Genomic DNA, 26,965 nt, shown 5'->3' with positions numbered 1-26,965 from the left:
TAATTATAGCAGGAGGAATGAAGATGAAAGCAAAGAAAATTCTGGCAATGGCATTAGCAGTAGGCATGACACTTGGGTTAACAGGAGTGCCAACCTTTGCAGATGACAAAAAAACATTTGTATTTGGTGATACCACTTTTAATGCAGAGAATGAAGAAGCAGATATTAATCCCCAGAATACCTACGCCGGATGGGCATGCATCCGCTATGGCGTGGGAGAAACTCTGTTCCGCTATTCCGATACCATGGAGATTGAACCATGGATTGCAAAAGAGTACGAAAATATAGATGAACTGACCTGGAAAATCACATTAAATGACGGTGTTGTCTTTTCAAATGGACGTGCCTGTGATGGTGAGGCTGTGAAGGAATGTCTGGAAGCTCTGGTGGCAAATCATGAGCGTGCAGCAGGAGACCTTTGCATTGATACCATTGAAGCAGATGGAAACACCATTACCATTAAGACAACTGAGCCAAAACCGGCACTGATCAATTATCTCAGTGATCCTTATGGATGTATCATTGATACGCAGGCTGGCATTACAGACAATGGAATTGTAATCGGAACCGGCCCATATGTGGCAACGGATCTGGTAACCGATGATCATCTGACTTTGGTGAAAAATGAAAATTACTGGAACGGAGATGTAAACGTAGACGAAATTACGGTCCGCACCATTTCAGACGGTGATACCCTTGCATTTGCTCTTCAGGCAGGAGAAATCAATGCTGCTTACGGCATGGCATATGCAAGCTATCCTATTTTTGAAAATGAGGATTTTACCTTCTCCAGTACTGCAACAAGCCGTGCCTTTTATGCATGGATGAATTTTGAAAGCCCGGTAACCTCTGATCCGGCTGTACGCAAGGCAATTGCCATGGGAATCGATAAAGAAAGCTTTGTGTCCGTGCTCCTGAAAGGATACGGATATCCGGCAGTAGGTGCGTTTCCGGATACTTTTTCCTTTGGAGGACAGAATCTGACAACAGAAAGTTACGATCCGGATGGTGCAAAACAGGTTCTGGAAGACGCTGGCTGGGTGGATACCGATGGGGATGGCATCCGGGAAAAGGATGGACAGAAGCTGGTGATCCGCTGGCTGACCTATCCAAGCCGTCAGGAGCTTCCTCTTCTTGCGGAGTCTGCACAGGCAACTTTGAAAGAAATCGGTATGGATGTTCAGGTAAACTGTACTTCTGATAACAATACTATCCGTAAAGATCCTACACTTTGGGATGTATATGCAAGCGCTATGGTAACGGCACCTACTGGCGATCCACAGTATTTCTTTACTTCCTGCGCCCTGGATTCTTCTGTTTCCAATAATGGACATTACCACAGCGATAAGCTGGAAGAGCTTGCAGCTCAGATGGAAAATGAATTTGATGTGGACAAGCGGGCTGAACTGGGAATCCAGATGCAGCAGACGGTTCTGGACGATAATGCCTATGTATTCTGTTCTCATCTGAGAATGAGCATGATTATGCAATCCAATGTAACCGGATTGGTTGCCCACCCATGTGATTATTATGAACTGACAGCAGATTTGGATATTAACTAATATGGAAAATAAAATATTGACCTATGATTCCGTTGAAATCTCATTCGATGGAAAAGCAGTGGTCCAGGATGTGAACTTTTCTCTGGCCCCAGGAGAAATCCTGGGACTGGTGGGAGAGTCCGGAAGCGGAAAAAGTACTTTGATCAAGGCTGCGATGGGACTTCTTGGAGCGGGGGGACTTGTGACAAGAGGGGATATCCGCTATTTGGGGCAAAACATTCTGGATATTCCGGAAAAAGAAAAAAGAAAAATCCGGGGAGCTAAAATTGGCATGATTTTTCAGGATGCAGGAGCTTCTCTTTGTCCCATCCGCACCATTGGTGACCAGATTTATGAAAGCATGCGTGCTCACCAGAAGGTAACAAGAAAAGAAGCAAAGGACCGGGCTATGGATCTGTTTGAAAAATTGAATTTTAAAGACAGCGCAAGAGTCTGGAAAAGTTATCCATTTGAACTGTCGGGCGGAATGAACCAGAGAGCCGGAATTGCCATTGCCATGCTCATGAATCCTCCAATCCTTTTTGCAGACGAACCTACCAGTGCGCTGGATGTTTCCGTTCAGCGGCAGGTGGTAAAGGAAATGTTGAAGCTAAGAGAACTATTTGGAACTGCAATTGTAATTGTAACCCATGATATTGGTGTGGTACGTGCAATGGCAGATACGGTACTGGTTCTGAAGGATGGAAAAACAGTGGAATATGGTACTGCGGATGTAATATTGGATCATCCAAAGGATCCTTATACCAAAAAACTTCTGGCAGCAGTGCCGAAGCTGCAAAGGAAGGTCAAAGCATGAGTACACTTTTAGAAGCAGAGCATTTAACAAAGATATTTACACAAAGAGGGAAAGAATCCTTTAAGGCAGTGGACGATGTAAGCTTTACACTGAAGCCAGGTGAGACCCTTGGGATTGTCGGGGAATCCGGATCCGGCAAAAGCACGCTGGCGAAAATGATCACCCGATTGACAGATATCACAGAGGGAACTCTGAAATTTGAAGGAAAAGACATTACCAGACTGAAGCATAATCAGCTGAAGGATGTGTATGGCAATATCCAGATGGTTTTTCAGAATCCGGTTGGTTCCTTTGATCCAAGAAGGACTCTTGGGGATGGAATCGGAGAAAGTCTTCGAAATCGTGGCATGAAGAAAGCTGATATCGAAAAAAGAGTGGCAGAACTTCTGGAGCAGTGTGGATTAAGCAGTGAATTTGCAAAGCGTTATCCCCATGAAGTCAGCGGCGGACAGTGCCAGCGCGCGGCAATTGCAAGGGCACTGGCAGTAGAACCAAAGGTGCTGATCTGTGACGAAGCCACCAGTGCACTTGACGTAACCATTCAGAAGCAAATCATGGAGCTTTTGGAAGAGCTGAAGGAGAAGCACGGTCTGTCTTTCATTTTTATCTGTCACAATCTGGCTTTGGTTCAGATGTTTTGCGACAGAGTACTGGTTTTGTATGAGGGAAAAGTAGTGGAAAGCGGACTCCCGGACGACATTATCAATGAACCAAAGCAGGCGTATACCAGGAAACTGGTGGATGCTGTATTTTTATAGAATGCAGAAAAAGATTTGTATGGGTAAGAAAAGATACGACTTACCTTGCAGGTCTTTTTTATTACAGAAAGGTATTCCATAAAACGCTGATATCATGCAAAATAGGAATGGCAGAATATCCCCCTGGGGAGCTTGTGAAAGCCTTAAAATCTGATAGAATAATCTTAGCAGGAAGGCAAGAGAAAGGCCGAAAATGCGAATTCTTATACATAGTTACATGTAAGACCTCCACTAAATTTACATGTGAAATTTTCTATGGAAAACAGTTGTAAGTCTGATAACTTATGACTGCTTTTCTTTTCATAAGATATTTGCATAACTGCAAAGTTTCATAAAAAACAAAAGGAGAGGTAGACGACTATGAAAAAGAAAAATTTAATGGGACTGGTGCTGGCGGGAGTGCTGGCATTTGCTCCGGCAGCTTCTGTATGTGCAGAAGAAAGCCAGGAGACGCTGGTATATGGAAGCGGAGATTATACCAGAATTAATCCGGCAATGGATGAACATGGAGAAATTAATATCTTGATTTTTAACGGACTGACAGCCCATGACGGAGATAACCAGGTAGTTCCGGGACTGGCAGAGAGCTGGGACTTTGATGAAGAAACCTGTACTTATACGTTCCATCTTGCAGAAAATGTAAAGTGGCACGATGGAGAACCGTTTACAGCAGAGGATGTAAAGTTTACTATTGAAGCGATCATGGATCCTGAGAATGGCTCTGAGAATGCTCCAAACTATGAAGATGTAGAGGAAATTACCGTAATAGATGATCATACCGTATCTTTTAAGCTGGATGCGCCTAATGTTGCATTCCTGGATTATATGACAATGGCAGTTCTTCCAAAACATCTTCTGGAAGGGGAGGATATGCAGACCTCTGATTTCTTCCGCAATCCTGTAGGTACTGGCCCATACAAGCTGGAAAGTTGGGAGGAAGGACAGGCAATTACCCTGGTAAAGAATGAAGAATATTTTAAAGGCGAGCCGAATATTGACACCGTAGTATTTAAAATTGTAACGGACGATAATGCAAAAGCACTGCAGCTGAAATCAGGCGAACTGGATCTTGCGCTGCTGACTCCGAAGGATGCTGCCACTTTTGCTGATGACGAGGCCTATACCTGCTACGATATGAAAACTTCAGACTACAGAGGAATCCTGTTTAATTTCTGGAATGAATACTGGCAGAAAAACAGGGACCTGATTCCGGCTGTATGCTATGGAATTGACAGAGATGCGATTATTGACGCAGTTCTTCTGGGACAGGGAATGCCGGCTTATGGTCCTCTTCAGAGAAATATTTACAATAATGAGGATGTAGAGCATTATGATTATGATCCTGAGAAAGCAAAGGCAGTACTGGAAGAAGCTGGATGCGAGCTGGGAGATGACGGCTTTTATTATCGCGATGGTGAAAAAGTAGGATTTGTGATCAGTGTTGGTGCTGGAGACCAGGTACGTGTAGACATTGCCCAGATCGCAGCACAGCAGCTGCAGCAGATTGGCATGGATGTGACCATTGAAATCCCGGCACAGGTTGACTGGGGCGGACAGATGGCATATCTGATCGGATGGGGAAGCCCCTTTGATGCAGACGACCATACCTACAAGGTTTTCGGAACTGACAAAGGTGCAAACTATTCTGGATATTCTAATGAGCTTGTAGATCAGTATCTGACAGAAGCGCGTCAGTCAGATGACCCTGAAGTACGTAAAGAAGCATACGATAAGTTCCAAGTGGAACTGGCAAATGATCCGGCGTACGCATTTATCTGCTATATTGATGCAAACTATGTAGCAGATGCAGACATTCAGGGAATTGACCCAGATACGATTATGGGCCACCATGGTGTGGGGATTTTCTGGAATGTAGCGGACTGGACTATTCAGTAAGAGATACATGAAAAAACTTATGTCTGAAGCAAATAAAGGGGCAGATTCTGCCCCTTTATTTGAGCGTTTGGCGTTGCTGACATAAAATGACAGCAGCACATGATTAAGAGGTATGAAATGGAAAAAATACTGGAAGTTAAAAATCTGTCCGTCAGTTTCGACAGTCCAAAAGGAGAAGTACAGGCGGTCAGGGATGTATCATTTTCCCTGAAAAAAGGAGAAGTGCTGGCAATTGTTGGAGAATCCGGATGCGGGAAAAGTGTGTTATGCAAAAGTATTATGAAGCTTCTTCCCAAAAGTGCAAGGATAAAAGGGGGAAGTATCTTGGTGAATGGAGCGGATATTACCGGATATAAAGAGAGGGATATGGCCAAAATCCGTGGAAAGGTTTTTTCCATGATTTTTCAGGATCCTATGACGTCTTTAAACCCAACTATAAAAATAGGAGAGCAGATTGCAGAGGCAATTTTAATTCACCACAGGAAAAAAACAAAAGATCAGGTTTACAAAAAAGTAATCGAGCTGATGGAACTGGTAGGAATTGAACGGCCGCAGGAAAGATATCATGCTTGTCCCTATCATTTTTCCGGCGGTATGCGGCAGCGAAGCGTTATGGCAATTGCCCTGGCATCGGATCCGGATATTTTGTTTGCGGATGAACCTACCACTGCCCTGGATGTAACCATTCAGGCACAGATTTTGGATCTTCTTCGGGAAATCCAGGAAAAACTTGGAACAGCGACTGTTCTGGTATCCCATGATCTTGGTGTGGTAGCAAGGGCAGCAGACCATGTGGCAGTTATGTATGCGGGAAAAATCGTGGAAATTGGTACAGCGGAAGAAATTTATTATGATCCAAGACATCCCTATACATGGGGGCTGATGCAGTCGCTGCCCTATTTTTCCAGAGGTAGGGAACAGCTTTATACTATTCCGGGGATGCCGCCGTCTCTGATCAATCCGCCGAAGGGGGATGCATATGCCGCAAGAAATGAATATGCACTTGGAATTGATTATGAGGAAATGCCGCCTATGTTTCAGATTAGTGATACCCATTATGCAGCTACCTGGCTTTTGGATAAAAGAGCACCCAGGATTATCCCGCCAGTAGGAGGAAAAAGAATTGAATACAGAAGTATTGGTTGATGTGAAGCATCTGACTCACCAGTTTCACCTGACAAAGAAGGCTGCGATCCGTGCGGTAGATGATATTTCCTTTCAGATTTACAAAGGGGAGGTATTTGGGTTGGTAGGAGAATCCGGATCTGGAAAATCGACCGTAGCCAGATGTCTTATGAATATATATCACCCATCAGCAGGAGAAATCCGATACCATGGGATAGAAATTACAGGTAAGAAGGAATTCCGGGCAAACAAAAAAATGCTCCAGACAAAAAGACAGATGATCTTTCAAGACTCTGCTTCCAGTTTGAATCAGAGAATGAAAGTGGCAGAGATTATTGCGGAACCTATGAAAATCAATCATATCGTGCCGCCAAGAGGCAGTTATGCCAGGGAGGCAGAGTTTCAGATGCAATATGTGGGAATGGATAAAACCTTTCTGGAACGATACCCGTCTGAGCTGTCAGGAGGACAAAGGCAGAGAGTTGCCATTGCAAGGGCACTTAGCATGGATCCGGAACTTCTGGTGGCAGACGAGCCGGTAGCATCTCTTGATGTTTCCATTCAGGCACAGGTGATCAATCTTTTCCGGCATTTACAGAAAGAGCATGGATTTACATTTTTGTTTATTGCCCATGATCTGGCTATGGTGGAATATCTTTGTGACAGAGTTGGGGTAATGTATCACGGAAAAATGGTAGAACTGGGAACGACACGGGAGGTTTTTTCCAATCCCCAGCATGAATATACGAAAACTCTTTTGTCTGCAATTCCTATACCGGATCCTGTCCAGGAGAGACAGCGAAAAGTAAAAATATATGTGGATACGGATTCCGATGCAGAAGAGTGGAAGGAAAATTCTCCTGGACATTTTGTGCTGAAAAGGCAGGAAGGAGGGAAAAAAAGTGCCAAAGAGTAATCCTATTGCTTATTATGGAAAAAAAATCCTGGTTTTTCTGCTTAGCGTACTTGTTTTATCAATTGTAGTATTTTATGTGGCACGTCTTGCACCAGGAGATCCGCTGGTCTCTTATTATGGAGAACGAACAGAAAAAATGAGTCCAAAGGAACGGGAATGGGCACTAAAGAAGCTGGGACTTAATGAACCAATCCATGTACAGTATATAAAATGGCTTGGGCAGGCGTTTCATGGTAATTTTGGTATTTCCTTTAAATACAAACAGGATGTTTTGAAGGTAATCCGCGGAAGAATTGTAAATACTCTTCTGCTGGGCGGGATTGGATTTCTTTTCATTTTTGCAGGTTCCCTTCTGCTGGGAATTTTCTGTGCGTGGAAGGAAGACAGATGGAGTGACCGGATTTTGTGCAAAATAGGAACCATATCAAGCTGTATTCCGGAATTCTGGCTGTCCATTGTATTGATTCTGATTTTTGCTGTAACCCTTCGAATCCTGCCAAGCAGCGGTGCATATTCCACGGGAAAGGCGGAGGATGTGGGAGATCGGATCTGGCATCTTATTATGCCGCTTACGATTGTGACGCTGGAACACCTGTGGTATTACGCCTACATGATCCGAAATAAGATTCTGGAAGAAGTAAGAGAAGATTATGTACTCCTGGCAAAGTCAAAGGGCGTGGCGAAACGGGAGATTCTTTTTAAGCATTGTCTGAGAAATGTGATGCCGGCATATTTGAGTATTATGGCAATTGCGGTTCCTCATGTTCTTGGAGGTACTTATGTGGTGGAAAGCGTATTTTCCTATCCGGGAATTGGCGCTTTGTCTTATGAAAGTGCCAGATATCATGATTATAATCTGCTGATGCTGTTATGTATCATGTCCGGCATCCTGGTGATTTTCTGCAATATGCTCAGTCAGATCATCAATGAACATATTGATCCGCGTATGAAAGCTCACGAAGTAACGGAAATATCGGAGGTGACCAGATTATGACAGATACATCTTTTGAAATTGTCGGGGCACATGCAGTGGAAAATCAAACGGTTACTGTGAAGAAGAAATGGTTTCAGGGAAAACCCGTGGTATCCATTGTTCTTTTGGGGATGGTTCTTTTAGGCTGTTTGTTTGCAGAAGCGATCATGACAAAAGATCCAACCTATATGGATCTGCTTCATTATAATAAGGCACCTGGAAGAGAATTTCTGTTTGGTACAGATACTATGGGAAGAGATATTTTTTCCATGATCTGGTATGGCGGCAGAATTTCTTTGCTGATTGGAATTCTCTCTACTGTAATCTCTGTCTTGCTTGCAGTTGTAGTTGGCTCTTTCAGCGGTATATCCCCTCAGTGGCTGGACAATCTGATCATGCGTTTTACGGAGATTTTTCTTAGTATTCCATCTCTGCTTCTGGTGATTCTTCTGCAGGCAATTATGGGAAAAGCCAATATTTTAAGCCTGTCGGTTGTGATTGGCATTACCAGCTGGACAAGCATTGCCAAGGTAGTTCGTACAGAGGTCCGGCAGATCCGAAACAGTGAATATGTTATTGCGTCCAGGTGCATGGGCGGAAGCTTCTTTCACATTCTCTGGAAGCATCTTGCACCCAATTTTGTATCGTCCATTATGTTTATGGTTATTATGAATGTAAGAAGTGCTATTATTTCGGAATCCACCCTGAGCTTTATGGGAATTGGACTTCCCATTGAGGTCATATCCTGGGGGAGCATGCTGTCTCTTTCGGAAAAAGCATTGATGACCAATTCCTGGTGGATCATTTTTATTCCTGGTGCTTTTCTTATAGTGACGCTGCTGTGTCTGACGAATATTGGGAATTATATGCGAAAAAATGTGAACCGGAAAGAGAGTAATCTGTGATAATTGTATAGATACTATTTTTTGAAGAATACGGATTACAGAAAATTTTTTACTCACTCTAAGAAATGTTGCGATCCATTTATTTTATAATTCTATTTTGCATAAAAATCAAGAATGAAAATTCACAAAAAATTGGCTCGAAAAAATTTATGTTTGGTTAATCATAATGGGAATTGGTGACTATAATAAGGGACGTAAAAAGAAAAAAGAAGTACTTAACAAAACCTCTTTGTTGAAGGCTGCTAAGCGTTTCAGAATTTGGAGGAAAAGATAAATGAATACTTTAAAAGCTGAAAAAAGAAGCATGGACGTCAAAGCAAAGAAATTAAGAAGAGAAGGATATGTAACAGGTAACCTGTTCGGCAGAGAAATCGAAGGTTCCATTCCCCTTAAGTTCACCAAGAAGGAAATTGAAGTTCTTCTGAAGAACAATAACAAGGGCAGCCAGGTAATGCTGGAACTGGATGGTAAGACCTATGATGCGCTGATCAAGGAAGTTGATTATAATCCTCTTGCACATACAGTAGAAGAGGTTGATTTCCAGGCGCTGGTAAGCAATGAGATGGTTCATTCCGTTGCTGAGATCATTCTGGAGAACGAGGAAATGGTTGTATCTGGCGTACTGCAGGATGAGCTGAAAGAAGTTGCTTACAAAGCACTTCCGGCAGACCTGGTAGATAAGATCAAAGTTGATGTTGCAGGCATGAAGATTGGTGATACTCTCCGTGTGAAAGATCTTGAGATTGCCAAGAACAAAAACATTCACATCACAACTGATCTGGAATCCGTCATCGCCACCGTCACTCCGGTACACAACGTAGTTCCGGAAGCTGAGACAGCGACTGAGGACGCCGCAGAAGAGAAATAAAGATGGAAAAATGAAAGACGCCCGGGCGGCAGGAAGATGCCCCTCGGGCGTTTTTGTGTTTAGTTTTCAAATAATTTTTTTCTTAATCCTGTTCACATACTGCTTCGAGCAGTGCAGAATCTCCCCGATTTCCTTATCCGAATACCAGGCCAGCAGGAGCCTGAAAATCCGGGAGTAAACAATCGGCTTGTTTGCTAAAAGCATTTCGTAATCAAATAATGTTTCAACATCATCATATTTTTCTGTAAATCCATATTCACATAGTTTGGAAACCTCTGTTGCTTCTTCGCTGTTTTGGTAATTTCCCCTGCATAGAGCACAAAACCTACGGTAAAGGCCATTTCGGATATAGGAAAGACATTCACCTTCACTATTGTAATAGCTCATACTATGTACCGCGATAAGAAATGCCAGCTTCATTTCCTGCTCCGCGTCCTCTGCATCCATATAAAACAGCTTCCCGGCGTATTTTTTGATCAGAGGTGAAAATAAGGAAATACCAAGTATACCTGGACATTAGGAAATGCCCTTGCTGCAGTATCTGGCGGAAAGAATATCCAGTATTCCTATGACCATGCCGGACACCGGATCAGGAAAGTCGTGGACGGTGCTGTCACCCAGATGTGCTATGCTGGTGACCTGCTTGTCTCAGAAAGGACAGGAAGTGAGAAAACGCTCTGGTACCGTTATGATTCCTCCGGAAACGTGATCGCGTTGACCTATGAGAGTGAGATCTATATGTACCTTAGAAATGCCCAGAATGACATCATCGGTCTTCTTGACAAGGACGGAAAGGCGGTTGTAAGATATACCTATGACAGCTGGGGACAGGTAGTTAAGATTGAAGGAACCTTAAAAGACAAGGTGGGAGCAAGAAACCCGTTCCGTTATAAGGGATATTATTATGACGTGGAGACCGGCCTGTATTACTGCCGCAGCCGTTATTACGATCCTGCGATCCGCAGATTCATCAGCGCGGATGACACACAGGTTTTAAGGGACAATCTTGATATGCTGGGCGAGAAGAACCTGTATGTATATTGTGATGATAACCCGATCACGAGAGTTGATGTTAATGGACAGTTTTCTTTGATTTGTGGACTGATTGGGGCTACCATGAATGTTTTGGCAGGTGGAGTAGCTGCAGCAGTAACAGGGCAAGAATATACTGTTACAGATATGATTGCTGCTGGCTTGGCTGGTATTTTCGCAGGTGGGGCTGGACTTGAAGGAGCTATTGCAGGTGGCGTGGTTAGTGCTGTCTATACGGCTTGGTGCAGTTTTAGAAGAGGAGATTCGCTTACAGCAGCTATTATTAATTCAGGAACTGCTTTTTTATCAACTGTTTTTATAAGTAATTTATCTGGTTTTGCAGTTGCATCAGAAGGACTTGAAAAGACTATTGCTATTACCTGGGGCGCAACATATGGTGTTGGAGCAGGGGGGATTGCAGCTAGTGTATCTCGTGGACTTTCTATGGAGACCGCCGAAACTAAAAGGCAGGTAAAAAATGTTCCTCATGAAAAGAAAGTTGGGCAAGGGCGACACTTCAATGGAAGAACTGGTACATCTTTTAAATTCAGTATTTGGAAAACTGCCACAGGATCCCTGGAAAAAAGACCTCACAAAACCTATATACCACTGAGGGCACGGACTGTATAGACATATTTTAAAGTAGGAGGAATAGATGAAAATTATAGCAAAAAGAAGATTATATAATGATTTGCTGATATGTGCAGGATTTGTATGCTTGATTATTATTACTCCTCCAATTAGTTTGAAAAATCCAAGCACTATAATGTCGTTTATTAGTATCTTATTTTTATTAATATTTGAAATACTACCGCATTTAAGAGTGATTGAATTAACACAAGATAGGTGCATTGTCCATTGGCTTGGAATTAAAAAAATATACAGATGGGAAGAATTGGAAAAGATTATATATAGTTCCATTAAAGTTTCAAGATTGGAAAAACTGGAAGGATTATTTTTTTTTAGCAATATGATGGGAAAAAATAAAAATTCAATTTCTCCTATGAGAGTGTATGTTTCTTTGAGTATTTTCAAACAATTTTATATTATATTTGATAATGAGGTTCAAAAAAAGCAAATTATGCAATTGTTAAAAGAATGGGGGATAGAAGTTACTCTCGATGAAAAACTCGTTAAACAAAGGGAATATGAGCGCTCAGTAGCTGAAAAAACTCAAATGCGGGAAGAACGCAAAAAGCTTTATGAAGAAAGTAAAAAAAGTAAGTGGAAAAAATAGGATTAGAGCAATAAAAAAGGACTCTTGCAAAAACAAGAGTCCCGTTGTATAATCTACTTAGAAGATGACCGGACGCAAAGTTCCGGTTGCCCTCGGTTAAATTTGAAACCAGAAAGATTTAAGCATCTAACTTTGGGAGAGTGGGATGCTTATTTCTTATTATGCTGATCTATGTAGTTCAATGCCGCAAATACTACTAACAATAGCGTTAAAACTTCTATTGTGTTCATGGGCATCACCCTCCTTTCATAAAACTGGAGGGCGTAAGGCGAAACTTGCATCCGGCTTCTGTTCAATTGTACTAGTAAATTATATCATTTATCAGTATATATCTCAAGCGAAAAGCTGCCAGATTATAACAAAAAATCATTGTGGGAATGTGCCAAGAAATGCACGTTCCTATTTTTTACTTTATAGGAAAGACCGTCTTGCAGAAAGTTTTTTTCAAACACGCTCTGGTACCGTTATGATTCCTCAGGAAACGTGATCGCGCTGACCCATGAGAGTGAGATCTATATGTACCTTAGAAATGCCCAGAATGACATTATCGGTCTTCTTGACAAGGACGGAAAGGCGGTTGTAAGATATACCTATGACAGTTGGAAACCGGTCTGTATTACTGCTGTAGCCGTTACTACGATCCTGCGATCCGCAGGTTCATCAGTGCGGATGACACGCAGGTTTTAAGGGACAATCTTGATATGCTGGGCGAGAAGAACCTGTATGCATACTGTGATGATAACCCGATTACGAGAAGTGACAGTGATGGACAGTTATGGCATAAACTTGTAGAGATTGCAGCTGGAGCCGTAATTGGAGCTGCGTTAAATGTTGTAACTGGTGGTATTGCTGCAACTGTGACAGGACAAAAGTATACTGCTTGGGATATAGCTGTTGCAGCTGCATCTGGTGCGTTTGCCGGTGCTGTTGATGGTGCTATTGGAAGCATAGGCGGAGGAATCATTAGTGCTATATATGCAGGAATTGCTAGTTTAAGTAGAGGAGATTCTGTACTGATGGCAGCTTTAAACGCAGGGATCGCATTTGGTGCAACTACATATATAGGTAATTTAACTGGATTTATAAAATCTGTTGATATTCCTAAGGGAGCTATTGGCCAAAAACGCACATACAATGGAAAAACAAAAATTTATTCTAGTTCTTTTATTTATAAATCGACAAATGGAAAATTAGTGTATACAAAAAGAAAAAGTTATCACCCTGGAAATGCTCGTACTGTATAGAAAAATTGGAGGAGTGTATGAAGTTTAGAACAATATTTGTGTATCTTCATTTTTTGGTGGCAGTTCTTCTTATTAACATGGTAATTGTTGGATATTTTAGTGAGGATATTGTGGGCGTTTATAAAATAGCTCTGTGTGTGTTATTTTCAATTTTTAGTGCATTTTTTATAATTTTTGTTTTGCTTCCTGATTTTCGAGTAATAGAATTAACAGAAGAAGGGTGTTCTGTTAATATATTCAAAGTGAAAAAAACGCATGCGTGGAAAGATATTGTATATATTTGTAGGGATACTGTCTCAACAAAAACAAATTCTTTCGAAGGCATATTTTTTTCTACTAAATTATGTAGAAAAAGCGGAAAAAAAATAACTGCATCTTATATTCAGCATTCATTAGATATTTTTAATTGTTTTTGTATTTTCTGGATGGATGAAAAAGAAAAAGAAAAAGTTTTGAACCAGTTAAAAGAATGGGGCGTAGAAGTAATTACAAGTCCAAAACTTGCAGAAAAGGAAGCATATGAACAAAAATTAGCAGAGAAGATTAATCTGCGAGAACAGCGCAAAAAGCTATACAAAAAAAGAAATAAATAAGTTCATAAAATTTAATTTCATACACTCTTCCAAGCTAGTGTAAATCAAAACCACAGGGGATGGTTGGTATTTTCGACTAACCATTCCCTTTTTGTACTCTTTTTTTGAAAGAAGGTGAAAAATGAAGTACCGAATTATAACGATCATAAGCTTTATCGGAAGCGCCGTCATTTCTTTGCTGGGCGGATGGGACAAATCCTTGCAGACCCTGATAATTTTCATGACCATCGACTGGCTGACTGGCGGTATCCTTTTGCCCGTAGTCTTTCAGAAAAGTCCCAAATCTCAAAATGGTGCTTTGGAAAGCCATGCAGGCTGGAAAGGACTTTGCCGAAAAGCGATGACATTATTTTATGTTCTGGTAGGCGCACAGTTAGACTCCCTGATGGGTACAGAATATGTTCGTGACGCTGTATGCATCGGATTTATCTGCAACGAGGCACTTTCCATCATAGAAAACGCCGGTCTCATGGGCATGCCCCTCCCCGAAATCCTCCGAAAAAGCATCGACGCTCTAAAAAGCGAGAAAAACGCATAGAAAAAGCCCATCTGTAAAATATTGTCCTCAATCTATGACTTATAAAATTTATTTTATATATTTTTAATATATTTCCTATTTCCAAAAAGCCCAGACTGTGCTAAGATAAACACAAAGCATATTTCTTTCAATTATCAAGGTGCGCTGGCACTATGTATCATCTAAACACATTTCAGAAATCTATGCTTTTAACCCTAAAAACATTTAAGAGCAGGAGATTTCGGAATAAGTGTATTCAGGTCTCCTGGGAAAGGAGTACCTATTATGATGGAACTACAAGCTGACAGTGGAGTACAGGAGGCGCAGAGCATCCTCCCGGTAGCAAACAGGAAGTACAAGGATACTATTTTTCGAATGCTTTTTTCAGATAAGAAAAATCTGCTGTCATTGTACAATGCGTTGAATGGGAAAAACTACAGCGATTGTGATCAGCTGGAGATTGTAACATTGGAGAATGCCATATACATGAGCATGAAAAATGATCTGGCATTTATCCTGGATCTGGCCTTGTTTCTGTGGGAGCACCAATCTACGTATAATCCTAATATTCCCCTGCGTGATCTGATGTACATAGCTAAGGAATACGAGAAGTATATAAAGGAAAAAGGAATTTCCTTATACTCCAACAGACAGCAGAAAATTCCCGCACCGCAGTTTATTGTATTCTACAACGGAAACCGTAAGATCGGAGAACGGATGGAGCACCGCCTGTCCGATGCATACGAAACATCCAATGGAGAGCCTGCACTGGAACTGAAGGTCCTGGTAATCAATATCAATGAAGGCTACAACCAAAAGTTGATGGAGAGCTGCCAGATCCTGAAAGAATATGCCCAGTACGTGTCAAAAGTAAGAACATATAAAAAAACGCTGAAATTAAATGAAGCGGTAGAAAAAGCAGTTGAGGAGTGCATTCAGGAGGGAATTCTGCGAGAATTTTTTCTGAAGCATCGTGCGGAGGTGGTTGCAATGAGTATATTTGAATATGACCGGGAGTGGGAAGAAGAAATTTTGCGAAAAGAAGAGTTTGAGGCTGGGAAGGAGTTGGGAGAGCAGTTGGGAAAAGAAAAGGAGCGAAAGAATACAGAAAAAGAGCGTAGGCGTGCTGACAATGCGGAAAGAGAACTTTTACTTCTGAAAGAAAAGCTTGCTTTAATGGAGGGAAAATAGAAAATTAGGTGTTTACCAAGCCAGGAAATTGCAGTACTGTATGCTGTTGATTTCCTGGTTTTATTTTATGAAATATTGAACAATTTCAGAATTGTTGAAATAGAAATTTATATGTAGTTTTGAAATGGCAGAATGGTGGTTGAGGTCATATTGACAAGGGCGAAACGGTCGTTGTAAGATATACCTATGACAGCTGGAGACCGGCCTGTATTACTGCCGCAGCCGTTACTACGATCCTGCAATCCGCAGGTTCATCAGCGCGGATGACACACAGGTTTTAAGGGACAATCTCGATATGCTGGGTGAGAAGAACCTGTATGCATACTGTGATGATAACCCGATTACGAGAGTTGATGGCGATGGACAATGCTGGAATATTGTAGTTGGAGCTGTAATTGGAGCCGCTGTTAACGTTATAACTGGAGGTATTGCGGCGACTGTAACAGGACAAAAATATTCTGGATGGGATATTCTTTGTGCTGCCACCGCTGGAGCTGTTGCTGGAGCTGGAGGAGACGGAGGAATGATTAGAGCCTTAATTGGCGGAGGGATTAGTGCAGTCTATACAATTTGGTGTAGTTATCAAAGAGGTGATTCGCTGTTAAAAACTGTTTTAAATGCAAGTACTGCTTTTTTAGCAACTGTATTTATAAGTAATGTAACTGGATTTGCATCAATTCCTGAGCACTCTCAAAATCTCATTACTGGTGTTTGGGGAACAACATTTGGTTTAAGTGGGAACCTAACTGCGGCTGGAGTGTCAGCAGGAATTTCGATGTCAAATATGTCAGAAAATAAGGTCATAAATCAACCGATTTCTGCTTCCCATATTTCAGTGCCTATTCCGAAAAAAGCTATCGGACAAAGTCGTACATTTAATGGAAAAAATAAAGTATATTCGACATCTTTTATTTATAAAGCATCAAATGGAAAAGTAGTTTATAAAAAAAGAAAGAACTATTATCCGCGAAATGCTCGTACAGTTTAGAGGATGTGTTAAAAAAATTGCTGAGGTTATACTGGACGATTAACTATATACAGAATTATGCCAAAGGAGTGATGCAAGTGAAATTCAGATCAAAATATTTTTACTTGACGTTGATATACATAATTATTATTGGGTGTGGTACAATTTTGTGTATGTATCCTCCAAATGGAATCACATTATTTATGATATGTGGGGATATGTGTTTAGTAGTTTGTCTTTTATTGCCTGAAAGCAGAATTATAGAAATAAGTCAGGAGGGCTGTAATGTTAGATTGCTGTTTTTAAAAAAAAGATACAGGTGGGAGGATATCGCTTTTATATGCTATGGTGAAGTTAAATGCTCAAAGTCGATGAGTGCTGGTCTGTTTTTTTCAACGAAAGCAGTTAAAAAAAATGGTAAAAAAATGACACCTTATAAAGTATATCATTCTCTGCATTTTTTGGAATGCTTTTATATTATTTTTGAGGATAAAAAACAGGAAGAAATTTTAAAGTGTTTAAACACATGGGGAGTAAATTATTCAGTTGAGGAAAGTCTTTTACAGCGAAAAAGTTATGAGCGTAGTTTAGAAGAGAAAATAAGAATGCGGGAAGAACGCAAAAGGCTTTATGAAGACAGAAAGAAAAGAAAGCGGTGATATGTAAAATTTAGAATGTATACTTCCAAGCTAGTGTAAATCAAAACCAACAGGGGATGGTTGGTATTTTCGACTAACCATTCCCTTTTTGTACTCTTTTTTTGAAAGAAGGTGAAAAATGAAGTACCGAATTATAACGATCATAAGTTTTATCGGCAGCGCCGTCATTTCTTTGCTGGGCGGATGGGATAAATCCTTGCAGACCCTGATAATTTTCATGACCATCGACTGGCTGACTGGCGGAATCCTTTTGCCCGTAGTATTCCAGAAAAGCCCCAAATCTCAAAATGGTGCTTTGGAAAGCCATGCAGGCTGGAAAGGACTTTGCCGAAAAGCGATGACACTATTTTATGTTCTGGTAGGCGCACAGTTAGATTCCCTGATGGATACAGAATATGTTCGTGACGCTGTATGCATCGGATTCATCTGCAACGAGGCACTTTCCATCATAGAAAACGCCGGTCTCATGGGCATGCCCCTCCCCGAAATCCTCCGAAAAAGCATTGACGCCCTAAAAAGCGAGAAAAATGCATAGAAAAAACCCATCTGTAAAATATTGTCCTCAATCTATGACTTATAAAATTTATTTTATATATTTTTAATATATTTCCTATTTCCAAAAAGCACAGACTGTGCAAGATAAATACAAAGCATATTTTTTTCAATTATCAAAGTGCGTTGGCACTATCTATCATCTAAACACATTTCAGAAATCTATGCTTTTAACTCAAAAACATTTAAGAGCAGGAGATTTCGGAATAAGCGTGTTCAGGTCTCCTGGGAAAGGAGTACCTATTATGATGGAACTACAAGCTGGCAGTGGAGTACAGGAAGAGCAGAGTATCCTTCCGGCTGCAAACAAGAAGTACAAAGATACTATTTTTCGAATGCTTTTTTCGGATAAGAAAAATTTGCTGTCGTTGTATAATGCGCTGAACGGGAAAAATTACAGCAACTGTGACCAGTTGGAGATCGTGACCTTAGAGAATGCCATATACATGAGTATGAAAAATGATCTGGCATTTATTCTGGACCTGGATTTATTTCTATGGGAGCATCAATCTACGTACAATCCTAATATCCCGCTGCGTGATCTGATGTACATAGCCAAGGAATACGAGAAGTACATAAAAGAAAAAGGAATTTCTTTATACTCCAGCAGACAGCAGAAGATTCCAGCGCCGCAGTTTATTGTATTCTACAACGGGAACCGTAAGATCGGAGAACGCATGGAACACCGCTTGTCCGATGCATACGAAATATCCAGCGGAGAACCTGCATTGGAGCTAAAAGTTCTGGTAATAAACATCAACGAAGGCCACAACCAAAAGCTGATGGAGAGCTGCCAGATCCTAAAAGAATATGCCCAGTACGTATCAAAAGTAAGAACATACAAGAAAACGCTGAGTTTAAACGAAGCGGTAGAAAAAGCAGTGGAAGAATGCATTCGGGAAGGAATTCTGCGAGAATTTCTCCTGGCGAATAAAGCAGAGGTGGTTGCAATGAGTATATTTGAGTACGACCGGGAATGGGAAGAAGAGTTGCTACGGAAAGAGGAATTCGAGGCTGGGCGAGAAGAGGAACGGAAGAATACAGAAAAAGAGAGACGCCGCGCGGATTCAGAGAAACTGCGTGCTGATAATGCGGAAAGGGAACTTTTATACTTGAAAGAAAAGCTTGCTTTATTGGAGGGTAAGTAGAAAATTAAGTGTTTACCAAGCCGGGAAATCGCAGCACTGTATGCTGTTGATTTCCTGGTTTTATTTTATGAGATACTGAACAATTTCAGAATTGTTGAAATAGAAATTTATATGTATGTTTGAAATGGCAGTTTATAAAGAAAGAAAAAATATTTTATATATTTTTAATATATTTCCTGTTTCCAAAAGGACCAGAATGTGCTAAGATAAATACAAAGCATATTTCTTTCAATTATCAAAGTGCGTTGGCGCTGTCTATCATCTAAACACATTTCAGAAATCTATGCTTTTAATCCAAAAACATTTAAGAGCAGGAGATTTCGAAATAAGCGTGTTCAGGTCTCCTGGAAAGGAGTACCTATTATGATGGAACTACAAGCTGGCAGTGGAGTACAGGAGGAGCAGAGCATCCTTCCGGCTGCAAATAAGAAGTACAAGGATACCATTTTTCGAATGCTTTTTTCGGATAAGAAAAATTTGTTGTCGTTGTATAATGCGTTGAATGGGAAAAATTACAGCGATTGTGACAATCTGGAGATTGTAACATTGGAGAATGCCATATATATGAGTATGAAGAATGATCTGGCATTTATTCTGGACCTGGATTTATTTCTGTGGGAGCATCAATCTACGTACAATCCTAATATCCCGCTGCGTGATCTGATGTACATAGCCAAGGAATACGAGAAGTACATAAAAGAAAAAGGAATTTCTTTATACTCCAGCAGACAGCAGAAGATTCCAGCGCCGCAGTTTATTGTATTCTACAACGGGAACCGTAAGATCGGAGAACGTATGGAACACCGTTTGTCCGATGCCTATGAAACAGCCCGAGGAGAGCCTGCGCTGGAATTGAAGGTTCTGGTAATCAACATCAATGAAGGTCATAACCAAAAGCTGATGGAGAGTTGCCGGATTCTGAAAGAATATGCCCAGTACGTGTCAAAGGTAAGAACATACAAAAAAACGCTGAGTTTAAACGAGGCGGTAGAAAAAGCAGTGGACGAATGCATTCGGGAAGGAATTCTGCGGGAATTTCTCCTGGCGAATAAAGCTGAGGTGGTTGCGATGAGTATATTTGAATACGACCGGGAATGGGAAGAAGAGATTTTACGGAAAGAGGAATTTGAAGCAGGGAGAGAAACGGAACGAAAGAATACAGAAAAACAGCGGCTGAACGCAGAAAAAGAACGTTGCCGTGCAGAGTCAGAGAAAATACGTGCTGACAATGCGGAAAAGGAACTTTTACTTCTGAAAGAAAAGCTTGCTTTAATGCAAGGCAAGTAAGCAGAAGATTGAATACCTAATTTTACAGGACCAGGGAATGGCAGTACTATGTGCTGATGTTTTCCTGGTTCTATTTTTGAAGACGCATAAGGAATATGCAAGAACCCAGATAGCCATTGTTTTCTAGGGCATGTTTGAAAAATCATTCCTGCAATCTGCACGCCCCACTTTGCGGTATATTTCACCCGAATTCGGTTGTCGTAGCCAGGGCACAAAAAAACACCGTCCCCGCGGCAATCGCTTTGTCCGCAAAAACAGTGCTTTCAGTGCGCCTTCAGGGGTTCGAACCCTGGACACCCTGATTAAGAGTCAGGTGCTCTACCAACTGAGCTAAAGGCGCTTTTTTTATTTCGTTGGTTTGTTATTTCCTCAACGCAAGATGTATTATAGCATATGGAAGATAAAAGTCAATAGGAATTTTATAATTTTTTTAAATTTTTTCGAAAATATTTACGATTGCTGTCGCCTGGGCGATAAATGCAGTTATTTGTAGGTATTCGAGGGTTAAAAAATCATTTCTGCAAAATGTACACCTCGGCAAATTGTGATGTACACCTTGCAGAAAGTCTTTTTCAAACACGCTCTAAGTAATGGAAGAAAATAATAAAAAATATTTCCTATAACAGCTCCAGAATATCCTCCCTGCTCATGCTGCCAAGCTGTCCCATATCACCGCTGATGATCTGTTCAGCGAGATTTTGCTTGGCGTCCTGAAGCTTCTGGATTTTTTCTTCAATAGTATTTCGGGCAATCAGCTTGTACACCGTTACTTTTTTGGTCTGACCAATGCGGTGGGCGCGGTCTGTGGCCTGATTTTGCACTGCTTGGTTCCACCAGGGATCATAGTGGATAACCACATCTGCTCCTGTAAGATTCAATCCCACGCCGCCTGCTTTCAGGGAGATGAGAAATACAGGGGTAGTGTCCGAATTAAATTGCTTTACCAGCTCCTGACGCTTTTGCTTGGACGTTTCCCCGGTAATAATATAATAAGGAATTCCCTCTTTTTCCAGCTTATCCTGAAGAATGGCCAGCATAGAGGTAAACTGGGAAAACAAAAGCATACGATGACCGCCGTCCATGGCACTCTGGATCAGCTGCATGCAGCCTTCCAGCTTGGCAGCTTCTCCCCGATAATTTTCAAAGCAAAGAGAAGGTGAACAGCAGATCTGTCTCAGTTTTGTAAGCTCAGCAAGGATCCACAGTTTATTTTTGTTAAATTCACCCTCGTCCTGCTGGGCAATTTTTTCTTTCATATGTACAACCTGTGCATCATACAGCTTCTGCTGAGCGTCATCGAATTTGACATAACGGATTTCCTCCAGCTTTTCTGGGAGATCCTTGAGCACATCTTCTTTCAGACGGCGCAGAATAAATGGGGAAACCATTTTCTGCAGGCGCGTCATAGCTGCTTCATCCTCATTTTTTACAATTGGAGTTTCAAATTCCTTCTTGAAGATATCATATCCATAGAGAAATCCAGGCATTAAATAATCGAAAATACTCCAAAGCTCACTGAGGCGGTTTTCAATAGGAGTGCCGGTAAGGGCATAACGGGTTTGGCTTTGAATCACTTTTACAGATTTGGCAGCTGCAGTTGTGTGATTTTTAATATACTGTGCTTCGTCAATAATTTCGTATAAGAATTCTTTTTCCTCATACTGATCGATATCTCTTTTCAAAAGGTCATAGGAAGTCACCAGAACGTCGAAATTCTGGTATTCCTGAAGCTTTTTCTGACGCTCTGCCTGACTTCCGGCGATCAGGGAAAACGTTAAAGCAGGAGCAAATCTGGCAAGCTCTTCACCCCAGTTAAAGACGAGAGCCGCCGGGGCAACTACCAGAGAAGTACCCTTTTTTCCCTCAAGCTTTGCAGCGAGAAGAACTGCGATAACCTGCAGTGTTTTTCCAAGACCCATATCATCAGCAAGTATACCGCCAAATTTCCAGGCTTCCAGGGTGCGAAGCCATTTATAGCCGTTTTTCTGATATTGACGCATAATTTTGGAAAGACTTTCCGGTTCTTCGAAATCAGCGTCATTGATAGTCTTAAAGCCTTTTACGATTTCACGGAAATGGCGGTCGCGGTTGGCATAAATGTTCTCATTGCTTTCCAGCATCTGATCCAGATATAAGGTACGGTATGCAGGAAGGTGCATCTTCCCCTTGACAAATTCTTTGGGGGTAAGGTGAAGGGTTTTCATTAGCTCCGCCAGCATTTCCAGATTTTGCTCCTGCAGGTTTACAAACTCGCCGGATTTCAGCTTGTAATATTTTTTCTTCTGTTGATAGCTTTTCAGGACATCCAAAAGTTCCTGACTGGAAATATCATCTGTGGAAATATTCAGATCCAGAAGTCCTCCAGACAAGGATACGCCCACAGAAACTTTTACTGTTTTCAGGGTGTGCTTGCTTCGGAAACGATTGGTGCAGCGTACCTCACCAAGCTCCATAAGAGCGTCCGTTCCAGATTCCATCATATGATAAACCAGATCCTCTTCTCCGGCACAGTGCAGGACGTCAAAGTCGGCATCATAATAAGGCAGCCATTCCATTGCCTGTCCAAGAACACTGTTTTCCAGAGGAAAATCACGGAATTGTTGCTCCGTGCGAATGCTGTTGTCGAAAAAGGCCTTGCATAAGGAATACTCTTTTTGACCGTAAAAAGAGCTTATTTTGCAGGTGATATTGTCGGCTTCCATATCCAGATAAAATACAAAATGCGCTTCCGGAGTCAGATACTGCCTGAATTTTTCAGGATTTTCTTCCGTAATATCAGCAATATCCTGTAACTGGGGCAGTACATTGTGGTAAAAATTAGATAATGTATTGCGGCCCATCTGGAAATGAAACTGTCCATTGCGGGAAAGGTCTGACAAGGGCTTTGCTTTTTCCATAAAATCAGGTTCTGCTTTGCAAAAGCGGTCATCCTGAATGAAATACGCAAAGTCCATTCCGTGAAATAACTCTGGCAGGCTTCCTTTTACAGTGACACCGTCAAACTGGTTGTTATTTTTGGAAGCATCCAGAATCTGCATGGTGATCCGGGGATTTCCAATAGCACAATGAAGCTGGGCTTTCTTTTTTGTGGCAGAATCAGATTTATTTTCAAACTCAATTTTGTCATCCGACAGATTTTCATAAAAGCTGTCCAGGCGCCAGCCAAACAGCTCCAGGGAACTGCCAACATTAAATTTCTTAGGGAGATATGTGCCGGAAGCTTCAATTTTATTAACAAAACGTGCTTCTTCCCGGACAATCTGGTCAATAAAACGGATCCATTTCTGACTTTTTTCCGTAAAATCCTGCAGCTTGTGGCTGATTACAGTGCTTGTTCCGTATTTGACAGTTTCACTGTTATGGACCTGACTGCAGAAATCGTCCAGCTTTTTCACAACAAATAGTTTGTCTGTACCGACTTTAAATGAAACAGATAACTGGCTGTCTTTTTGTGTCAGACGGGGAATCAGGGAAACACTGGGCGCAGAAGGAGCAGGCTGTTCTTTTTGGGTATTTTTTATCTGTCCTTTTCGATAGGTGGACAGAAGATAATTGCCATTCATATCAGTTGCATCTGCAAAATTATTTTGTTTTACAAAATCTTTGATGTAAAAGGCAAGGGCAGCGGTATACTGGCACTTGGCATTGTCAGAGTACCAGCCCCAGTATTTCCTGCTGCATTCCGGGCAGTAACATTTAGAGTAAGTTATTTCCTTATTATTGAAGATAATTGTTGTATGAAAGGTATCTCTTCCGACATTAAAGACAGCATCTGCCTGTCCGCATCGTTCTCCCAGATGAGAATAGCCGCTTGAGATATCTGAGATGTTTACTTTATTCTGGCGGTAGATTGCTTCGCCATTTTTCTTATCTTTAGCAGAAAGCTTCAAAGATGCAAGAATCTTGTCACCGTCAAAATAAGTATAATTTTTTAGCTTAAGGAGATTTTCCTCTAATGCGGAATCATCTTCAGAATCATTGTTGTTACGGGCACCGCCAAGTAACTGATACATATTATCATTTTGCGTTCCCTTGCTGGTGGTAGTGGGTGAGAGGTCTTTTTTCCATTCTATCATTTTTTCTCTTTCTCTTTCTTATCTTTCGGAAACATGCCGTCTAAAAGTTTAGAGAGTTCGTTGGCGTGTTTTTTGACGCCGGAGAAGCGGTCGTTCATGTTTTTGTGTTCGTAGCGGAACTGGGCAGCATATTTTTGCAGTGGGGTGGTTCGTTTCATAATAAAAATCTCCTGTCGGGGTAGAACCTTCTTTATTACAATATGAAGACACAGAAAAAAGGTGCATACCTGACAGGAGTGTGTGAAATTTATCGGCTGATGATCATTTTACAGATGGGATTTCCCATAGAAGAGAATTTCTCTTCATATTCGGTCATGACATTTCCTTTCATCATTTCTTCGTTGTGATGAAGGTCAAAGGTGTGGGCTTCTAATTTCCATCCGGCTTCCGGAACTTCTTCCAGGGAAAAATCAAAGAGACCGCGGTTGTCGGTTTTGAATTCAATAGTGCCTTCCAGGGTGAGAATCTGGTCATAGCGGGCGAGAAATTCACGGGAAGTCAGTCTTCTGGAGGCATGGCGGGCCTTTGGCCATGGATCGGAGAAGTTAAGATAAATTTTTGCCACTTCCCCTTTTTCAAAAACTTCCGGAAGAAGTCTGGCGTCCATGCGCATGAACATTAAATTGGAAAGATTTTCTCCCTCTTCTGCAAGAGCCTCCCGCTTCTGGATAGCGCGAAGGAGCACGCTGTCATACATTTCGATTCCGATATAATTGATCTCCGGGTGAAGCCGGGCCATATCCATAAGAAAGCGGCCTTTTCCCATGCCTACTTCCAGGTGGATGGGCTGGTTCTGTGGGAAAAACTTGTCCCAGCACCCTTTATTTTCCTGGGGATTCTGGATTACATAAATACTTTCTTCAATGGCGTCTTTGGCGCCGGGGATATTTCTAAGTCGCATAAATGCCTCCTGACATAATGTTTTGATATTTAAAACTGCTGATACAGCAAAAATTAAGACAGATTCATATGGGCTCTGTTTATGATTTCATGCAGACGATATCTGTTTTCATGAAACCTACTATACATGATTTTCCGTGTTTTCGCAATAATAGGATAAGGAAGGCAGGGACTGGAAAATTAATAACTGGCAGGTAAACTTTCTTATTATAGTAAATACGTGTACCCATTATTAAAAATTGGTATGACAGATTTTGAAAAGATTGTTAATTTTTAGTCACATTATCTGGAATTTTGGCGCATTTTTATGAAAAATTTAGGCAAACTTTGACTGGCTTTTTCTGTGAAATAGATGTAAAATACTTAAAAATTGAAAAGGAGGGGAAAAATGGAACAGATAATCGGTAAATTATCCGAGATAGAGACCACTGCACAGAGCATTATGAATGATGCCGCGCAGAAGAAGAAAGCTCTTTCAGCTGAGATGGAAAGGCAGTCCAAGGAATTTGACACCCAGCTGGAGAAACACACCGAAGAGCAGATTCAGGAAATACGCCGTAATCTTGAAGGTGAGAAGGATAAGCGCCTTGCTTCCCTGCGTGAAGATACACAGGCAGCCTTAAGTGAGCTCGACGCTTACTACGCGAAGAATCACGAACGCCTTTCCAAAGAAATTTTTGAAAAGATCATTCAGGAGGAAGTGATGTAATGGGAAGCGTTCTTTCCTACAGCGGAGTTTCCACGAAAATACGCGCTATGAGCAGTCATCTGGTAACAGATGAACAGCTTCAGGAAATTGTCCGTTTTTCGGATGTTCCACAGGTAGCTGCTTATTTGAAAAAAACGCCGGAATATGCGAAGGCCTGGTCTGATCTTGATGAGAACAATCTTCATCGAGGCGAGATTGAGAAGCTTCTGAAGAAATCCATTTTCGGAAATTTCTCCCGCATTTATAATTTTGCAAACAAGGAACAGCGCAAATTCCTGGCACTTTATTCCAAGCGCTACGAAATCCGTGTTCTGAAAGAGATCCTTACGAATCTCTTTGATCACAGAAGCACCAATCCTGTGGATATGAGTCCTTACCGTGACTTTTTCCTGCACCATTCCAAGCTGGATCTTGACAGACTGGTAAGTGCCGGAAATATGGATGAATTCATGACAGCCCTGAAGGGAAATGAATTTTACGCTCCTCTTTTGAGCGTATATGAGAACGGCAATGGACTTTTATTTGACTACGGAATGGCTCTTGATCTTTATTATTTCAATCAGATCTGGAGTGTCCGTAAAAAGTTATTCAAGGGAAATGACTTAGACGAGATCACCAAGGCTTACGGCGAGAAATTTGATATGCTGAATCTGCAGTTTATCTTAAGATCCAAGCGTTATTACAAAATGGAGCCTGCAGCCATCTACGCACAGCTGATTCCCGTGAATTATAAACTAAAGAAAGAAGAAATCACAGCCATGGTAGAAGCTACCAGCAGTGAAGAAGGTGAGCAGATTTTCAACCGTACCTGGTACGGCCGGAAATATCAGCAGATGAACCTGATTTCCATGGAGGAGCTTTATAACAACATGCTCCGTACTGTCCTGGAAAAAGAGGCTCGCAAAGATCCTTATTCCGTAGCTGTTTTGTATTCTTATCTTTATCACAAAGAACATGAGGTAAACCGTCTGACCATCGCACTGGAGTGTGTTCGTTACCAGGTTGATCCGGACGAGGCAATGCGTTATGTTCACAACAATTAGTAACCCGGAGG

Annotated in this window: 27 protein-coding genes, 1 tRNA gene and 1 pseudogene; 23 read left to right on the top strand and 6 right to left on the bottom strand. The window is 41.4% G+C overall.

All coding sequences use genetic code 11. The annotated features are described in order from the left end of the window. The first annotated feature begins 23 nt into the window (after positions 1-23). The 9 genes from DWZ38_RS06470 to DWZ38_RS06430 all read left to right on the top strand — a co-directional run bounded on the left by DWZ38_RS06470 (position 24) and on the right by DWZ38_RS06430 (position 9,799). Positions 24-1,562 (top strand): ABC transporter substrate-binding protein, encoded by a 1,539-nt coding sequence (locus tag DWZ38_RS06470; RefSeq protein ID WP_021925313.1) that lies wholly within the window; start codon positions 24-26, stop codon positions 1,560-1,562. Between the two features lies 1 nt (position 1,563). After that, the gene (locus DWZ38_RS06465) at positions 1,564-2,358 is read left to right on the top strand and encodes an ATP-binding cassette domain-containing protein (protein WP_021925314.1); all 795 of its coding nucleotides are present in this window, start codon (positions 1,564-1,566) and stop codon (positions 2,356-2,358) included. Next, a complete protein-coding gene (locus DWZ38_RS06460) occupies positions 2,355-3,116 on the top strand; it encodes a dipeptide/oligopeptide/nickel ABC transporter ATP-binding protein (protein ID WP_021925315.1) in 762 nt (253 codons plus the stop codon). Before DWZ38_RS06465 ends, DWZ38_RS06460 begins: the two co-directional genes overlap by 4 nt. 360 nt (positions 3,117-3,476) lie before the next feature. Then, positions 3,477-5,012 carry an ABC transporter substrate-binding protein gene (locus tag DWZ38_RS06455; protein WP_021925316.1) on the top strand — a complete coding sequence of 512 codons (1,536 nt, stop codon included), beginning with the start codon at positions 3,477-3,479 and terminating at the stop codon, positions 5,010-5,012. Positions 5,013-5,129: 117 nt separating this feature from the next. Further along, positions 5,130-6,158 carry an ABC transporter ATP-binding protein gene (locus tag DWZ38_RS06450; protein ID WP_117851044.1) on the top strand — a complete coding sequence of 343 codons (1,029 nt, stop codon included), beginning with the start codon at positions 5,130-5,132 and terminating at the stop codon, positions 6,156-6,158. Next, positions 6,136-7,053 carry an ABC transporter ATP-binding protein gene (locus tag DWZ38_RS06445; RefSeq protein WP_021925318.1) on the top strand — a complete coding sequence of 306 codons (918 nt, stop codon included), beginning with the start codon at positions 6,136-6,138 and terminating at the stop codon, positions 7,051-7,053. Before DWZ38_RS06450 ends, DWZ38_RS06445 begins: the two co-directional genes overlap by 23 nt. Beyond that, the gene (locus DWZ38_RS06440; RefSeq protein ID WP_021925319.1) at positions 7,040-8,047 is read left to right on the top strand and encodes an ABC transporter permease; all 1,008 of its coding nucleotides are present in this window, start codon (positions 7,040-7,042) and stop codon (positions 8,045-8,047) included. Before DWZ38_RS06445 ends, DWZ38_RS06440 begins: the two co-directional genes overlap by 14 nt. Further along, positions 8,044-8,931, top strand: coding sequence for an ABC transporter permease (locus tag DWZ38_RS06435; RefSeq protein WP_021925320.1), 888 nt, complete (start codon positions 8,044-8,046; stop codon positions 8,929-8,931). The genes DWZ38_RS06440 and DWZ38_RS06435 overlap by 4 nt, the downstream gene beginning before the upstream one ends. A 274-nt stretch (positions 8,932-9,205) precedes the next feature. Beyond that, positions 9,206-9,799, top strand: a complete 594-nt coding sequence (locus DWZ38_RS06430) for a 50S ribosomal protein L25 (RefSeq protein ID WP_021925321.1) — start codon at positions 9,206-9,208, stop codon at positions 9,797-9,799. A gap of 66 nt (positions 9,800-9,865) precedes the next feature. On the opposite strand, the gene DWZ38_RS06425 is transcribed toward DWZ38_RS06430, so the two are convergent. Next, positions 9,866-10,246 (bottom strand): sigma-70 family RNA polymerase sigma factor, encoded by a 381-nt coding sequence (locus DWZ38_RS06425; RefSeq protein WP_117851042.1) that lies wholly within the window; start codon positions 10,244-10,246, stop codon positions 9,866-9,868. A 174-nt stretch (positions 10,247-10,420) separates the two neighbouring features. On the opposite strand from DWZ38_RS06425, the gene DWZ38_RS06420 reads away from it, so the two are divergent. The 12 genes from DWZ38_RS06420 to DWZ38_RS22150 all read left to right on the top strand — a co-directional run bounded on the left by DWZ38_RS06420 (position 10,421) and on the right by DWZ38_RS22150 (position 20,226). Continuing rightward, positions 10,421-11,461 (top strand): RHS repeat-associated core domain-containing protein, encoded by a 1,041-nt coding sequence (locus DWZ38_RS06420; protein WP_178105283.1) that lies wholly within the window; start codon positions 10,421-10,423, stop codon positions 11,459-11,461. 25 nt (positions 11,462-11,486) lie between these two features. After that, a complete protein-coding gene (locus DWZ38_RS06415; RefSeq protein WP_117851038.1) occupies positions 11,487-12,068 on the top strand; it encodes a hypothetical protein in 582 nt (193 codons plus the stop codon). Positions 12,069-12,551: 483 nt separating this feature from the next. Next, complete coding sequence (locus DWZ38_RS22460; protein ID WP_207661317.1) at positions 12,552-12,755, top strand: hypothetical protein; 204 nt, start codon at positions 12,552-12,554, stop codon at positions 12,753-12,755. Beyond that, positions 12,668-13,312 carry an RHS repeat-associated core domain-containing protein gene (locus DWZ38_RS06410; protein ID WP_117851036.1) on the top strand — a complete coding sequence of 215 codons (645 nt, stop codon included), beginning with the start codon at positions 12,668-12,670 and terminating at the stop codon, positions 13,310-13,312. Before DWZ38_RS22460 ends, DWZ38_RS06410 begins: the two co-directional genes overlap by 88 nt. 17 nt (positions 13,313-13,329) lie before the next feature. After that, positions 13,330-13,905: a hypothetical protein gene (locus DWZ38_RS06405; protein WP_117851034.1), complete on the top strand. Its 576-nt coding sequence runs from the start codon at positions 13,330-13,332 to the stop codon at positions 13,903-13,905. A gap of 121 nt (positions 13,906-14,026) precedes the next feature. After that, entirely contained in the window at positions 14,027-14,443 is a 417-nt protein-coding gene (locus DWZ38_RS06400; protein ID WP_117851031.1) for a phage holin family protein, read from the top strand. Between the two features lie 264 nt (positions 14,444-14,707). Further along, on the top strand, positions 14,708-15,613 hold the full coding sequence (locus DWZ38_RS06395) for a hypothetical protein (RefSeq protein WP_330608790.1): 906 nt from the start codon (positions 14,708-14,710) through the stop codon (positions 15,611-15,613). A 193-nt stretch (positions 15,614-15,806) separates the two neighbouring features. Beyond that, entirely contained in the window at positions 15,807-16,601 is a 795-nt protein-coding gene (locus DWZ38_RS06390) for an RHS repeat-associated core domain-containing protein (protein ID WP_117851029.1), read from the top strand. A 77-nt stretch (positions 16,602-16,678) separates the two neighbouring features. Beyond that, the gene (locus DWZ38_RS06385; RefSeq protein ID WP_147342984.1) at positions 16,679-17,239 is read left to right on the top strand and encodes a hypothetical protein; all 561 of its coding nucleotides are present in this window, start codon (positions 16,679-16,681) and stop codon (positions 17,237-17,239) included. Between the two features lie 118 nt (positions 17,240-17,357). Continuing rightward, entirely contained in the window at positions 17,358-17,774 is a 417-nt protein-coding gene (locus DWZ38_RS06380) for a phage holin family protein (protein ID WP_117851025.1), read from the top strand. A 262-nt stretch (positions 17,775-18,036) separates the two neighbouring features. Continuing rightward, a complete protein-coding gene (locus tag DWZ38_RS06375; protein ID WP_243000171.1) occupies positions 18,037-18,939 on the top strand; it encodes a hypothetical protein in 903 nt (300 codons plus the stop codon). Positions 18,940-19,302: 363 nt separating this feature from the next. Continuing rightward, positions 19,303-20,226 (top strand): hypothetical protein, encoded by a 924-nt coding sequence (locus DWZ38_RS22150; protein WP_178105282.1) that lies wholly within the window; start codon positions 19,303-19,305, stop codon positions 20,224-20,226. Between the two features lie 131 nt (positions 20,227-20,357). On the opposite strand, the pseudogene DWZ38_RS23340 reads toward DWZ38_RS22150, so the two are convergent. From DWZ38_RS23340 to trmB, 5 genes and pseudogenes are all read right to left on the bottom strand, one after another. Continuing rightward, positions 20,358-20,441: pseudogene (locus DWZ38_RS23340) on the bottom strand (DUF6783 domain-containing protein); the annotation flags it as partial. 52 nt (positions 20,442-20,493) lie between these two features. Then, positions 20,494-20,566: transfer RNA gene (locus DWZ38_RS06365), tRNA-Lys, on the bottom strand. A 277-nt stretch (positions 20,567-20,843) separates the two neighbouring features. Continuing rightward, the gene (locus DWZ38_RS06360; protein WP_117851020.1) at positions 20,844-24,302 is read right to left on the bottom strand and encodes a DEAD/DEAH box helicase; all 3,459 of its coding nucleotides are present in this window, start codon (positions 24,300-24,302) and stop codon (positions 20,844-20,846) included. Beyond that, entirely contained in the window at positions 24,299-24,460 is a 162-nt protein-coding gene (locus DWZ38_RS22145; protein ID WP_173767896.1) for a hypothetical protein, read from the bottom strand. The genes DWZ38_RS06360 and DWZ38_RS22145 overlap by 4 nt, the downstream gene beginning before the upstream one ends. A gap of 89 nt (positions 24,461-24,549) precedes the next feature. After that, positions 24,550-25,203, bottom strand: coding sequence for a tRNA (guanosine(46)-N7)-methyltransferase TrmB (trmB, locus tag DWZ38_RS06355; RefSeq protein ID WP_117851017.1), 654 nt, complete (start codon positions 25,201-25,203; stop codon positions 24,550-24,552). Positions 25,204-25,590: 387 nt separating this feature from the next. Between trmB and DWZ38_RS06350 the strand changes: the two genes are divergently transcribed. Continuing rightward, complete coding sequence (locus tag DWZ38_RS06350; protein WP_021924907.1) at positions 25,591-25,911, top strand: hypothetical protein; 321 nt, start codon at positions 25,591-25,593, stop codon at positions 25,909-25,911. Beyond that, positions 25,911-26,954 (top strand): V-type ATPase subunit, encoded by a 1,044-nt coding sequence (locus DWZ38_RS06345; RefSeq protein ID WP_117851015.1) that lies wholly within the window; start codon positions 25,911-25,913, stop codon positions 26,952-26,954. Before DWZ38_RS06350 ends, DWZ38_RS06345 begins: the two co-directional genes overlap by 1 nt. Positions 26,955-26,965 lie beyond the last annotated feature (11 nt).

Origin of the sequence: Ruminococcus sp. AF31-8BH (genome assembly GCF_003460605.1) — a bacterium.
GTDB classification, from domain to species: Bacteria; Bacillota; Clostridia; order Lachnospirales; family Lachnospiraceae; genus Blautia_A; species Blautia_A acetigignens.
This window is presented reverse-complemented; position numbering and strand designations above follow the sequence as displayed.